Raw genomic sequence first — 12,180 nt, 5'->3', positions numbered from 1 at the left:
CACCGCTTTCGCAAGCAAGCCCGCTCCCACCAGGGGCTGGTGCAGGCTTGCTCCCACAGGCTGTTCTACCTTGAAAACAAAAAACCCTGTCACAACGGACAGGGCTTTTCACTTGCAGCTTGACGCTTGCGGCTCAGGGCTGTTCTTAGAACAACACCCCTTGGCTGCGCAGGTAATCGTCATAGGTGCCGCTGAAGTCGATCACGCCGTCGGCGCTCAACTCGATGATGCGGGTGGCCAGGGACGATACGAACTCACGGTCGTGGCTGACGAAGATCAACGTGCCCGGGTAGTTTTCCAGCGCCAGGTTCAGCGCCTCGATGGATTCCATGTCCAAGTGGTTGGTCGGTTCGTCCATAACCAGCACGTTTGGCTTCTGCAGGATCAGCTTGCCGAACAGCATACGACCCTGTTCACCACCGGAAATGACCTTGACCGACTTGAGGATCTCGTCGTTGGAAAACAACATGCGGCCCAAGGTGCCACGAACCAGTTGTTCGCCGCCCTGGGTCCACTGGCCCATCCAGTCGAACAGGTTGACGTCGTCTTCAAAGTCGTGGGCGTGGTCCTGGGCGTAGTAACCCAGTTCCGCGGCGTCGGTCCATTTCACAGTACCGGCGTCCGGCTCCAGTTCATTGACCAGGGTGCGCAGCAACGTGGTCTTGCCGATGCCGTTCGGGCCAATGATCGCCACGCGCTCGCCGGCTTCGACGGTGAAGCTGAAGTCCTTGAACAGCGGCTTGCCATCAAACCCTTTGGCCATGCCTTCGACAATGACCGCCTGACGGTGCAGCTTCTTGGTCTGTTCGAAGCGAATGAACGGACTGACACGGCTCGATGGCTTGACCTCGGCCAATTGGATCTTGTCGATCTGCTTGGCGCGGGAGGTGGCTTGCTTGGCTTTCGAGGCGTTGGCCGAGAAGCGGCTGACGAACGATTGCAGTTCGGAAATCTGCGCTTTCTTCTTGGCGTTGTCCGACAGCAGTTGCTCGCGGGACTGGGTCGCCACGGTCATGTACTCATCGTAGTTGCCGGGGAACAGACGCAGCTCGCCGTAGTCCAGGTCCGCCATGTGGGTGCAGACACTGTTCAGGAAGTGACGGTCGTGGGAGATGATGATCATCAGGCTCGAGCGCTGGGTCAGCACGTTTTCCAGCCAGCGGATGGTGTTGATATCCAGGTGGTTGGTCGGCTCGTCCAGCAGCAGCACTTCCGGGTCGGAGAACAACGCCTGGGCCAGCAGTACCCGCAGTTTCCAGCCGGGCGACACTTCGCTCATCGGGCCGAAATGCTGCTCGATGCCAATCCCCAGGCCCAGCAGCAGTTCACCGGCACGGGACTCGGCGGTGTAGCCGTCCATCTCGGCGAATTCGGTTTCCAGCTCGGCCACGGCCATGCCGTCTTCTTCGGTCATTTCCGGCAGCGAATAGATGCGGTCGCGCTCGGCCTTGACCTTCCACAGTTCTTCGTGGCCCATGATCACGGTGTCGATCACGGTGAATTCTTCGTAGGCGAACTGGTCCTGGCGCAGTTTACCCAGACGCACGTTCGGCTCGAGCATGACTTGGCCGCCGGACGGCTCGAGGTCGCCGCCGAGGATCTTCATGAAGGTCGACTTGCCGCAACCGTTGGCGCCGATCAGACCGTAGCGGTTACCCGCGCCGAACTTGACAGAGACGTTTTCGAACAGCGGCTTGGCGCCGAACTGCATCGTGATGTTAGCTGTAGAGATCAAAGGTTTATCCTGCGGAACATTCAGAGTAGCTAAGGGTGCGGCAGTACCTGTTCAGTACCTGTTTGCGCAGGTCCCGACCGCGCAAAAGCATCGCGGTCGCAAGCGCAAGGGTCCATCCGGCATAAGAGGACAGCAGCATACGGAGCGCCTGACCCAAATAGACGTACGCCGAAGCCGGAATCCGGTATCGGCCAAAAAGGGGGCGCGTAATGTTTGGCGGCAATTGTACTGATCTGGCCGCGTTAACGATAGGGTGAAACCCAGGCAAGGCAGTTTTTCACAACGCGGGGATAACCTTTGGTTACGAGTTGTGGCTAAATTGCCGTCTCACTTACGCCATTCCCCACACTGTTCGGCTGTATGGGAAGTGGCAGCCTGTCCACTTTTGATGTGTGCGGATACTGTGAAACTCATCATTGCCGCGATCTATCTTCTCTCTATCGGTTATGTGCATCTGCGCGGGCGTGTTCGGCACAAGCTCGGGCGCCAGTTGAGCGACCACTCGTCCTTCCTCGCGCCGATCAACTGCCTGCTTTACCTGTGCTCGAAACTGCCCAACAAGCCTTTCCTGAACCCGGCGCAGTTTCCTGACCTGAGCCCGTTGCAGACCCACTGGCAGGAGATCCGCGCCGAAGGCCAGAATTTGCTGCGAGCGGGGGAGATCAAGCGTTCCAACCAGTACGACGATGTGGGCTTCAATTCGTTCTTCAAGACCGGTTGGAAGCGTTTCTACCTGAAGTGGTACGCCGACAGCCATCCCTCGGCCATGAAGCTGTGCCCGCGCACCACTGAACTGGTGCAGAGCATCGGTTCAATCAAGGCGGCGATGTTCGCCGAACTGCCGCCGGGCTCCAAGCTGGTTCGTCATCGCGACCCGTATGCCGGGTCCTACCGGTATCACCTGGGCCTGGAAACGCCCAACGATGCCGGCTGCTACATCAATGTCGACGGTGAGCATTACCATTGGCGTGATGGCGAGGCGGTGATATTCGACGAGACGTTCATTCATTACGCCCAGAACACCACGCCCCACAATCGCATCATTCTCTTTTGCGACGTGGAACGCCCCATGAGATTTCGCTGGGCCGCTGCATTCAACCGCTGGTTCAGCCGGACCGTGATGGCTGCCGCCGGAGCACCCAATGACGCCGGTGACAAAACCGGCGGCCTGAACCGGGCGTTTTCCAGGCTTTACAGGATTCGCCTGCAAGGCAAGGCGCTGAAGAAGCGCAACCGCAAGCTGTATTATTTGCAGAAGTGGGCGTTCTTCGGCGGTCTGCTGGCGGTCTTCATCTGGATCTGAGCGGGTGACTCTGCGTACCCGCGTCATTCCCCAGGTTTTTGCGCATCCAGTTGCTCCCACATCCTGGCCGTGATTCGCTGGCGATGGTTGTAACCCTCCCAAGGATCGGCGCCCAGGTTTCTGGCCCGCTCAAGCGCTGTATATATATCCCACTGCTGGGCGTTACGCAGGCCATCGAGTTCGGCCCGGGCAATCGGCACGGATACCGGCAGACCTGGCCGAGCGCGCACGGAATAGGCGCTGACGGTGCTGGCGCCCCGGGCGTTACGCAGGTAGTCGACAAATATCTTCCCGACACGGTTCTTCGGCCCCATGGTCGCGGTGATCCGCTGCGGCATCTGCCGGGTCATGAACAGGGAGATGGCCTTGGCGAAAGCCTTGGTAATGTCCCAGCCTTCATTGCGCGCCAGCGGCACGATGACATGCATGCCTTTGCCTCCGCTGGTCTTGAGGAAGGCCTGCAAACCCAGCTCGTCGAGCACCGAGAGGGTCAGGCGAGTCGCCTCGATCATCGCACTCCAGGGCAGCGACGGGTCGGGGTCCAGATCAAGCACGAACAGGTCCGGCGTCTCGATCCGCTCATGCGTGGCGGCCCATGTGTGCAACTCCACCGTGCCCATTTGGGCGGCGCTGACCAGCGACTGGACACTGTCGATTTCCATCAGTGCGGCATGGCCGGGATCCAGTCGCGGATCCAGCTGTTTGATGTGGGGAATGTCCAGGCGATCGGCGTGTTTCTGAAAGAACTGCTCTTCGCCGATTCCCTCTGGTGCCCTCAGCAGGGCAACAGGGCGCTGCTTCAGGTGCGGCAGAATCCAGGGAGCGATGTCCTCGTAGTACTGCGCCAGTTCGACTTTCTGAACGCCGCTGACACTGTCGATGACGCGCTCGGGGTGGGAAATCTCCACCCCTGCGACCTGTACGGTACGGGCTTTGCCACGAAGCGCGGTTTTGGCAGGCATGGTTTTTATCGGAACGGGTTGCTCGCGCACAACCTTGTCGGCCGGCGTGTTCTGCAGCAGATCCAGGAACACCGCCTGCCGCACCAGGCCGTCGCGGGTCCATTCGGCGAACTCGACTTCACAGACCTCGGTTGGCGCTACCCAATGCACGCTGCGGCTTTGCGCGCTGCTGACCGGTGCGGCCAGTGGCGAATCGTCCTGCTCCAGGCTACAGAGTTGCTCATGCAGTTGTTCGAGCTGGGATTGTGCGAACCCTGTGCCGACGCGGCCGGCATACATCAATCCCTTGGGCCCGTTGACCGCCAGCAACAGTGCGCCGAAACCACTGCGCCGGCCTTTGGGGCGGGTGAAGCCGACGATCACGAACGGCTGGCGCAGACGGCACTTGAGTTTGATCCAGTCGGCGCTGCGGCGCGACACATAGGGGCTGCCCAGGCGTTTGCCGACCACGCCATCGAGTGCGAGGGCGTTGGCACTTTCAAAAATGTCGTGCTGGTTGGCGGAAAACGACTCAGAGAAGCGCAGGCGCTTGTTGGCATTGTTCTTCAGCGCCTTCTTGAGGGCTGTCCGGCGTTTTTCAACCGGCGCCTGGCGCAGATCGACGCCATTTAAAAAAGGCGCATCAAACAGGACGTACACCAAGTCTACTGTGCGGCCAATCTCGAACGACTGTCGCAGGGCCGCAAAGTCAGAGTGGCCGTTGTCATCAAGCGAAACCAGGCCGCCGTCGAGCCAGCTGTCACCCAGATTCAGCTCGGACAACGCATCGGCGTGCAACTGCAGGCGATCGGTCCAGTCCTGTTGATTGCGGCTGAACAAACGCACTTCGCCTGCTTCGATGCGGGCCATCAGGCGATAGCCATCGTACTGCACTTCATAACGCCATTCCCCGGCGGGGGGCTCTTCCACGGGTGTGGCGCGCTGCGGCAGCAAGCGCTCGGGAAAGCCGTGTGCGCCACCGGTCTGGTTCTGTCGGGTGCGCTTGCGGCTGTGTTTCTGTTCCGGCTCGGCACCGGATAAACGGGCGTATTCACTCTCGGCCTTGGCCATGACGGATTCCCTTGTATTGCGGGCGCCCGGGGGTTAGCCCCGGGAGGCCTTGGTGGCTTTTTTCGCGGGAGCGGATTTGCTGGTCTTTGCCGGCTTTGCAGCGGTTTTCCCGGCAGGCTTGTCGGGCGCCTTGCCCTTGCCGGCCAGGCTGCGCTTGAGCAGTTCGGTAAGGTCGATGACATCGGCGCTTTTGCGTTGCTCTTCGCCCGGGTCGGTTTCCACCGCCTCAAGCCGGCCTTCCTTGGCCTTTTTCTCCACCAGTTCCATGATCTTGTCTTCGAAGCTGTCCCGGTACTCTTGCGGTTCCCAATCGGCGCTCATGTCCTGCACCAGCCGCTTGGCCATTTCCAGCTCCCCCTTGGCCAGGGTGGGCTTGATGACTTCATCGCCCAGTTCCAGGATGTCGAGTTCGCGCACTTCGGCGGGCCAGCGCAGCATCACCAGTACCAGAGCAGACTCCAGCGGCATCAGCGCTGCCAGATGCTGGCGGGTATGCAGCACGACATGGGCCAGGGCCACCTTGTTGGTCTTGATCAGGGTTTCGCGCAGCAGGGCGTAGACCTTGCCGCCGCGTTTGTCTGGCGCCAGGAAGTAGGGCGTGTCGATGTTTTGCAGGGGGATTTTTTCGCTGTCGACGAAAGAAAAAATATCGATGGTCTGGGTGGACTTGGGGTGGGCGGAGCGAATTTCCTCTTCGCTCAGCAGGACGTATTGGCCCTTCTGGTATTGCACACCCTTGACGATATTTTCCTTGGTCACTTCCTTGCCGGTGACCTTGTTCACGCGCTTATAGCCCACCGGGTCCATGCTGCGCTTGTCCAGCCAGTCGAAATCCACCCCCTGGGAGGACGTGGCTGACACCAGCGCCACAGGAATGTGGACCAGTCCGAAGCTGATTGCGCCTTTCCAGATTGCCCGTGCCATGGAGGGGTTTCCTTGCCGGTGAATGAGTCATTCAGGTGACCTTACGGCCTTCGCAAAAGTTTCCATGGAGCGCCGGTTGACCCGCCCCGCATTGCCTTCGAGACGCTTGGTTACATCTTCGGACGGACATTTCCCTTAACAACAGCGAACCGGCGGCGTAGCGTGCTTTCGATATGCCTGAATCCAAGAGGTGCTCCGATGAACAGGCTGCTGCTCGCTCTCATGACGCTGTTGCTGACCACCGCCGCCCACTCGGCAACGCCCGACTGTGGGGCCATGGTCCTGGCCCAGAACCTGCCCGGTAACAACAATCCCTATAACAGCCCGATCCGCCGGGCCAACCCCAACAGCATGCAGGGCACCCGGCCCAACGTGCCGATGATCCGTAACAACCCGACGGTTCCCGTTCCCCGGCCACCCACGCTGGAAAATGGCGGTATCGGCAACGGGTATCCTCGTTCCGGTCAGCCTGCCGGCTCGCCACGGCCTACCATCAAGTCCACTCCACCGCCGAGGGGCACCTCAAACGACATTCGCTGAGTCCTGAACCTTGGCAGTCTCTATTCACACCACAGAAGGAAGTGTGCATGTTGCGTAAAACACTCCTGGCCGCGTTTTGCGCCAGCGCTGTACTGACTCTCGCCACGCCGGCGTCTGCCGCGCAAACCCGGCAACTCAAGAGCGAGGAGGGCACGGTGGAGGTGACCACCGTGGTCAAGGGGCTCGAACACCCCTGGTCCGTGGTTTTCCTGCCTGACCAACAGGGCATGTTGGTGACAGAACGAGCGGGCAACCTGCGCCGGGTCAGCCCTGACGGCCAGCTCTCTGCACCGTTGAACGGCGTACCTGAGGTATGGGCCAGGGGCCAGGGCGGTTTGCTGGATGTCGTGCTGTCGCCGGACTTCAAGCAGGACCGAACGGTTTACCTGTCGTACGCCGAGGCCGGCGATGACGGCAAGGCAGGCACCGCCGTGGGCCGTGGGCAATTGTCCGAAGACCTGCAGAGTCTGAAAAACTTCGATGTGATTTTCCGCCAGCAGCCCAAGCTTTCCACGGGGAACCATTTTGGCTCGCGCCTTGTTTTCGATCGAGACGGTTATCTGTTCATCACCCTGGGGGAAAACAACGAGCGTCCCACGGCCCAGGATCTGGACAAGCTGCAGGGCAAAATCGTGCGCATCTACCCCGACGGCAAGGTGCCGGACGATAACCCTTTTGTCGGTCAGGCAAACGTACGCCCCGAGATCTGGTCCTACGGCGTTCGCAATCCCCAAGGGGCGGCCCTCAATCCCTGGAACGGTACGCTGTGGGAGAACGAGCACGGCCCCAGGGGCGGCGATGAGCTGAATATCATCGAACGCAGCAAGAATTACGGCTGGCCGCTGGCGACTCACGGCATCAACTATTCCGGGGCGCCGATCCCGGAAGCCGGCGGCAAGACCGCCGAAGGCACGCTTGGCCCTTTTCACGTATGGGAAGTGTCACCCGGGTTGAGCGGCATGGCGTTCTATGAGGGTGATCGCTTCAAGGCCTGGCAACGCAACGTGTTCATCGGTGCGTTGGTGTCCCGGAATCTGATCCGCCTGGAACTGGAGGGTGACAAGGTCGTGCACGAAGAACGCCTGCTGGGTGAGCTTGGCGAGCGCATCCGCGACGTTCGCCAGGGGCCGGATGGTTTCCTGTACGTGCTGACAGATGATGACGATGGGGCGCTATATAAAGTCGGACTCAAGTGATTCGCAACAGTGCCCATTGACTTGCCAGTCACCGGCAGGCTAATTTTCAGTCATGACCCGCACCGTATTGCGTAGCCAGCCAAGCATTATTACCGCCATTCCTTATTTGGCGGGCTAGCTGACGACTGCACCCAACCCGCCTCCGAGGCGGGTTTTTACTTTCTGTCTCCGGAGTTTTGTCCAAACCAGGAGACCGCTATGCCTACCACCCGCTCCGAGCAAGCCCTGCTAGAACATTACGTCAAGAAGATCCTGGCCGCGCCGGTGTACGAACTGGCCGTGCGTACGCCGTTGCAAGCGGCCACCGGGCTGTCCGAAACCTTGGGCAACCGGATCCTGCTCAAGCGTGAAGACCTGCAGCCGACTTTTTCTTTCAAGATCCGTGGCGCCTACAACAAACTGGTGCAACTGACCGCCGAGCAACGGGCTCGCGGGGTCATCACCGCTTCGGCGGGCAATCATGCCCAGGGCGTGGCGCTGGCCGCACGGGAGCTGGGCATATCGGCCAGCATCGTCATGCCGCTAACCACACCGCAGCTCAAGGTGCTGGGCGTGCGCAATCGGGGCGCCGAAGCCGTGCTGCACGGGGAGAGCTTTCCTTTTGCCCTGGCATACGCACTGGAGCTGGCCCGACAGACCGGACGAGAGTTCGTTTCGCCCTTCGATGATCCTGACGTGATCGCCGGGCAGGGCACCGTCGCCATGGAAATCTTGCGTCAGCATCCAGGCAGGCTGGACGCGATTTTTGTCCCGGTCGGTGGCGGGGGGCTGATTGCCGGGATCGCGGCCTACGTCAAGTACCTGCGCCCTGAAGTTCGCATCGTCGGGGTGGAGTCTCAACATTCCGCCTGTCTCCAGGCGGCGCTGGCAGTCGGTGAACGGGTAAGTTTGGCAAGCGTGGGAACCTTTGCCGATGGCGTGGCTGTCGCGCAAATAGGTGCCTACGGCTTCGATATCTGCCGTTTCTGCGTTGATGAAGTGATCACCGTCACCGACGACCAATTGTGCGCGGCGATCCGAGACATCTATGACGATACTCGGTCGATAACCGAGCCCTCGGGCGCCTTGGCGGTGGCTGGCATCAAGCAATACGTTGCTCACACCGGCGCACGGGGTGAAACACTGGTGGCAATCGATTCAGGCGCGAATATCAACTTCGATAGCCTGCGCCATGTGGCAGAGCGGGCTGGTGCCGAAGCCATTTGACGTTTTTTACGCCACGTCACACTTTTTTCGAAGCAGCCGACGGGTGCCCGCTCGCCCCGGCGCAATAGGGTCTAATCTAGCTTGCGACGGGATCACAGGCGATTGCAGTTTGCATGAGGAAAAGCCCGCTTCCTTGCAATTTGCACGCACGCTTCAACCGTCTTGAAAGCTAAGTAGTTGATTTGGATCAATCGGGATTTTCTTTAAAGCAGGCATATTTTTTGCGGGATGGTTAAGGAGCCGCTTAATGGGCTCATTGATTAGAAACGCCAAGAACGAACGAACGGCACGGCATTCGTAGTCCCAGTCCGCATGGAAGAACGGGCGAAATACCGCCGTCGTGAACATAAATTGGCCGCCTCAACAGGAGAGAGTCGCCATGTTTTTATCTGCCCTCGAAATGCGAAACATCATTGAAAGCAGCTTGCTGCCCAAGCGCTCGCAGTGCACCTTGTCACCTGACTTGTCGATGACAATCAAGATCTATGACGATCATGAAACCGATCGTGTGGCTTTGATCAAGACCGACATTGATGCCAACAAACTGAATGGCTGCCGGGCAATCAACGACCTGATTGCCGAGTTGCGCTCTGAACTCGACCACAATCACCACGCCGGTAATCACTTTCACCAGCAACACCGCATGACCGGGCGCTGATCACGGCCTTGTCTTCCTGAGAATCACGTCCGGGTTCGGTCATTGTCCGAACCCGGTGCCGTGCTTTTACTCAATCGGTTCAGTCCAATTGTTGTCGATAAGGCAGGTCCGGCCCGGTCCGACCGCACGTCAGCGCAGCCGCGCGCATGGCAAAAGCGAGCATCTCGCTTACCTGCTCCCGATTCAGGGCATGCAGGCCTTCCACCGAATCCAGATGTTGCTCGGTCAGCCAGGTAATCAAAGCAGCCTGGAAGGTGTCCCCAGCGCCCACGGTATCGGCGATCTGCACCGAGCATGCCGGCATTGACCAGGAGCCGTGCTGGCGGCTGAAGACCGTCGCGCCTTGACTGCCACGGGTAAGGAACACCAATTGGCAACGGTGTTCCAGCCAGCGCTCGATGATGGTCTGTGGCGGTTGGTCGGGGTAAAGAAGACTCAGGTCTTCATCGCTGACTTTGATCAAATCGGCATATTCGACCAGCGTTGCGATTCGCGAACGCCACAGTTCGATGTCTGGTTGCGGGTTGAGTCGCACGTTCGGATCCAGGCTGATCAGGCGTTTGCCGCTCTCGCGCCGTACCAAGGCCAGGAGTGTGTCGGCGATCGGCTGCACCACCAGAGAGAAGGAGCCGACATGCAACCCGCGTACGTGGGGACCGAGCACCGGTAGATGGTCCAGGCCCAGTTGCCGGTCCGCGCACCCTTCACCGCGAAAGCTATAGTGGGGCGAACCGTCGGCGCCAACCGCCACCATCGCCAGGGTTGTAGGCGCGTCGAAGTCCAGTACGTACTCGGTGCTGACACCTTCGGCAAGCAGGACCTGGTGCAAGCGTCGGCCCAGGTAGTCCGTGGACAGCCCACCAAACACCGCCGACTCCACTCCCAGGCGCCGCAGCCCTACCGCCACGTTGAATGGCGAGCCGCCGGCAAGCGCTTTGAAATTGACCTGTGAGGCCGGGCCGCCAGATTCCTTTTCGCTGAAAAAATCAAACAGCGCTTCACCACACACCAAATACATAGTTCTTAACTCTCAAAGGGTTGCGACGTATTGTTGATAACATTCGTAAGCTTTTTGCGATGCCGCGACATGCTCGGCAATGGGTCGGGTTTCGCTGGCTGGATCGAGCTTGACGCAGCGTTCGCACAAGTCGGCCAGGCTGTCTGGCGAGCCTGAATGGCACCACGCCGCCTGAATCGCTGCACCCAGAGCGGCCGCTTCACTCTGTTCAGTGCAGATGACCGTGGTGTCCATGATATCGGCGACGATCTGCCGCCAAATCGGGCTTTTCGAGCCCCCGCCGATCAAGCGGATGCTCTGGGCCTCGAGCCCGTTGGCGCGCAGCAGGTCCAGGCCATAGCGCAAACCGAAGGTGGTGCCTTCGACCACTGCCCGGCACAGATTGGCCCGGGTCAAGTTGGTGGTGGTCAGACCGAAAAGGCTGCCGGTGGCATGGGGCAGGGCGGGCACCCGCTCGCCGTTGAGAAACGGGAGCATGCACACGCCTTCGGCGCCAATCGGGGCTGCCGCCACCCAGGCATTGAACGCTTCGATGTCCAGCTCCAGCAGCTCGCGCATGACCCCGGTGGCGTTGGTCAGGTTCATGGTGCAGATCAGCGGCAGCCAGCCGCCGCTGGATGAGCAGAAGGTGGCCACCGACGGCTGCGCACTGACCGCAGGTTCTGCGGCATAGGCGTAGACCGTGCCGGAGGAGCCCAGGCTCATGGTGATCACGCCGGGCTGGATGTTGCCGGTGCCGATAGCGCCCATCATGTTGTCGCCACCCCCGCTGGCCACCACCGCGTCGGGGTTGATGCCCAGATGGGCGGCAACGGCCGGCAGGATCCGCCCGACCGGCTGATGGGCCTCGATGAGCTGCGGCAATGCCGATTGCAGCCGGCCGCTGGGATCGATGTGTTGCAGCAGCTGTACGTCCCATTGACGGGTACGTACGTTGAAATAGCCAGTACCCGAGGCGTCGCCGTATTCGCTGCAATGGCGGCCGGTGAGCCAGTGATTGAGAAAATCGTGAGGCAGCAGGATGCTGGCGATGCGGTTGAACAACTGCGGGTAATGCTCGCGGGTCCACAATAGTTTGGAAACCGTGTAGCCGGGTGCGATGACCACGCCCAGGCGTTCCAGAGAGCCGCTTTCGCCCCCCAGGTGGGCCAAGAGACGATCGTTTTGTGGAGTGCTTTCGGTGTCACACCATAACTTGGCCGGGCGCAGGACCTGCCCTTGTTCATCGAGCAGTACCAGACCATGTTGCTGGCCGGAGACACTGAGGCCGAGGATGGCCTGGCCATCGACGCCGGCGGATGCCAGGGCTTGATGGGTGGCCTGGGTGAAAGCGTCCAGCCATTGCGCGGTATCTTGCTCGCGCCGCCCGTCAGCGCCGCTGATCATGGTGTGGGCAGCAGAACCGTGTCCCAGGACATGACCGCTGGTGGCGTCCAGGATCAACGCCTTGGTGCCTTGGGTGCCGCAATCGATGCCCAGGAACAATTGTTGGTTTGCCATAAGAATCCTTGGGTTGGTCAGATCGATATCAACAAGAGGTCATCGGCCGGTAAACACAAAACCCGTGGCGAGGGAGCTTGCTCCCGCT

At 60.2% G+C, this 12,180-nt stretch carries 10 protein-coding genes; 5 read left to right on the top strand and 5 right to left on the bottom strand.

The window, feature by feature from the left end; all coding sequences use genetic code 11:
* Nucleotides 1-145: 145 nt before the first annotated feature.
* Nucleotides 146-1,735 carry an ABC-F family ATPase gene (locus HU811_RS18600; RefSeq protein ID WP_092398087.1) on the bottom strand — a complete coding sequence of 530 codons (1,590 nt, stop codon included), beginning with the start codon at nucleotides 1,733-1,735 and terminating at the stop codon, nucleotides 146-148.
* A gap of 403 nt (nucleotides 1,736-2,138) precedes the next feature.
* Here HU811_RS18600 and lpxO point away from each other — a divergent pair, with 403 nt between their 5' ends.
* Entirely contained in the window at nucleotides 2,139-3,038 is a 900-nt protein-coding gene (lpxO, locus tag HU811_RS18595) for a lipid A hydroxylase LpxO (protein WP_092453899.1), read from the top strand.
* A gap of 23 nt (nucleotides 3,039-3,061) precedes the next feature.
* Here lpxO and ligD read toward each other — a convergent pair whose 3' ends face one another.
* Together ligD and ku are read right to left on the bottom strand one after the other, a co-directional pair.
* Nucleotides 3,062-5,050: a DNA ligase D gene (gene ligD, locus HU811_RS18590; protein WP_186657396.1), complete on the bottom strand. Its 1,989-nt coding sequence runs from the start codon at nucleotides 5,048-5,050 to the stop codon at nucleotides 3,062-3,064.
* A gap of 33 nt (nucleotides 5,051-5,083) precedes the next feature.
* On the bottom strand, nucleotides 5,084-5,974 hold the full coding sequence (gene ku / locus HU811_RS18585; RefSeq protein ID WP_186657395.1) for a non-homologous end joining protein Ku: 891 nt from the start codon (nucleotides 5,972-5,974) through the stop codon (nucleotides 5,084-5,086).
* Nucleotides 5,975-6,172: 198 nt separating this feature from the next.
* On the opposite strand from ku, the gene HU811_RS18580 reads away from it, so the two are divergent.
* The 4 genes from HU811_RS18580 to HU811_RS18565 all read left to right on the top strand — a co-directional run bounded on the left by HU811_RS18580 (nucleotide 6,173) and on the right by HU811_RS18565 (nucleotide 9,574).
* Complete coding sequence (locus tag HU811_RS18580) at nucleotides 6,173-6,514, top strand: hypothetical protein (RefSeq protein WP_092398093.1); 342 nt, start codon at nucleotides 6,173-6,175, stop codon at nucleotides 6,512-6,514.
* Between the two features lie 47 nt (nucleotides 6,515-6,561).
* On the top strand, nucleotides 6,562-7,710 hold the full coding sequence (locus tag HU811_RS18575; protein ID WP_186657390.1) for a PQQ-dependent sugar dehydrogenase: 1,149 nt from the start codon (nucleotides 6,562-6,564) through the stop codon (nucleotides 7,708-7,710).
* 198 nt (nucleotides 7,711-7,908) lie between these two features.
* Complete coding sequence (gene ilvA, locus HU811_RS18570) at nucleotides 7,909-8,916, top strand: threonine ammonia-lyase, biosynthetic (RefSeq protein WP_092398098.1); 1,008 nt, start codon at nucleotides 7,909-7,911, stop codon at nucleotides 8,914-8,916.
* A 379-nt stretch (nucleotides 8,917-9,295) separates the two neighbouring features.
* Nucleotides 9,296-9,574: a DUF1652 domain-containing protein gene (locus tag HU811_RS18565; RefSeq protein WP_092398102.1), complete on the top strand. Its 279-nt coding sequence runs from the start codon at nucleotides 9,296-9,298 to the stop codon at nucleotides 9,572-9,574.
* 79 nt (nucleotides 9,575-9,653) lie between these two features.
* Here the strand turns inward: HU811_RS18565 and HU811_RS18560 are convergent, their stop codons facing one another.
* The gene (locus HU811_RS18560; protein WP_186657387.1) at nucleotides 9,654-10,592 is read right to left on the bottom strand and encodes a carbohydrate kinase family protein; all 939 of its coding nucleotides are present in this window, start codon (nucleotides 10,590-10,592) and stop codon (nucleotides 9,654-9,656) included.
* Nucleotides 10,593-10,604: 12 nt separating this feature from the next.
* A complete protein-coding gene (gene xylB, locus HU811_RS18555; RefSeq protein WP_186657384.1) occupies nucleotides 10,605-12,092 on the bottom strand; it encodes a xylulokinase in 1,488 nt (495 codons plus the stop codon).
* Nucleotides 12,093-12,180: the final 88 nt, after the last annotated feature.

Source organism: Pseudomonas tehranensis (genome assembly GCF_014268615.1).
In the GTDB taxonomy this organism is placed as follows: Bacteria; Pseudomonadota; Gammaproteobacteria; order Pseudomonadales; family Pseudomonadaceae; genus Aquipseudomonas; species Aquipseudomonas tehranensis.
Note: the sequence above shows the minus strand (reverse complement) of the source record. Positions and strands in the feature narration are given on the sequence as shown.

What these genes read in the sequence shown, in the direction of transcription:
- ligD (WP_186657396.1), bottom strand. Translation starts at nt 5,050, where the DNA reads ATGGCCAAGGCCGAGAGTGAATACGCCCGTTTATCCGGTGCCGAGCCG.
- ku (WP_186657395.1), bottom strand. Translation starts at nt 5,974, where the DNA reads ATGGCACGGGCAATCTGGAAAGGCGCAATCAGCTTCGGACTGGTCCAC.
- HU811_RS18580 (WP_092398093.1), top strand. Translation starts at nt 6,173, where the DNA reads ATGAACAGGCTGCTGCTCGCTCTCATGACGCTGTTGCTGACCACCGCC.
- HU811_RS18575 (WP_186657390.1), top strand. Translation starts at nt 6,562, where the DNA reads ATGTTGCGTAAAACACTCCTGGCCGCGTTTTGCGCCAGCGCTGTACTG.
- ilvA (WP_092398098.1), top strand. Translation starts at nt 7,909, where the DNA reads ATGCCTACCACCCGCTCCGAGCAAGCCCTGCTAGAACATTACGTCAAG.
- HU811_RS18565 (WP_092398102.1), top strand. Translation starts at nt 9,296, where the DNA reads ATGTTTTTATCTGCCCTCGAAATGCGAAACATCATTGAAAGCAGCTTG.
- HU811_RS18560 (WP_186657387.1), bottom strand. Translation starts at nt 10,592, where the DNA reads ATGTATTTGGTGTGTGGTGAAGCGCTGTTTGATTTTTTCAGCGAAAAG.
- xylB (WP_186657384.1), bottom strand. Translation starts at nt 12,092, where the DNA reads ATGGCAAACCAACAATTGTTCCTGGGCATCGATTGCGGCACCCAAGGC.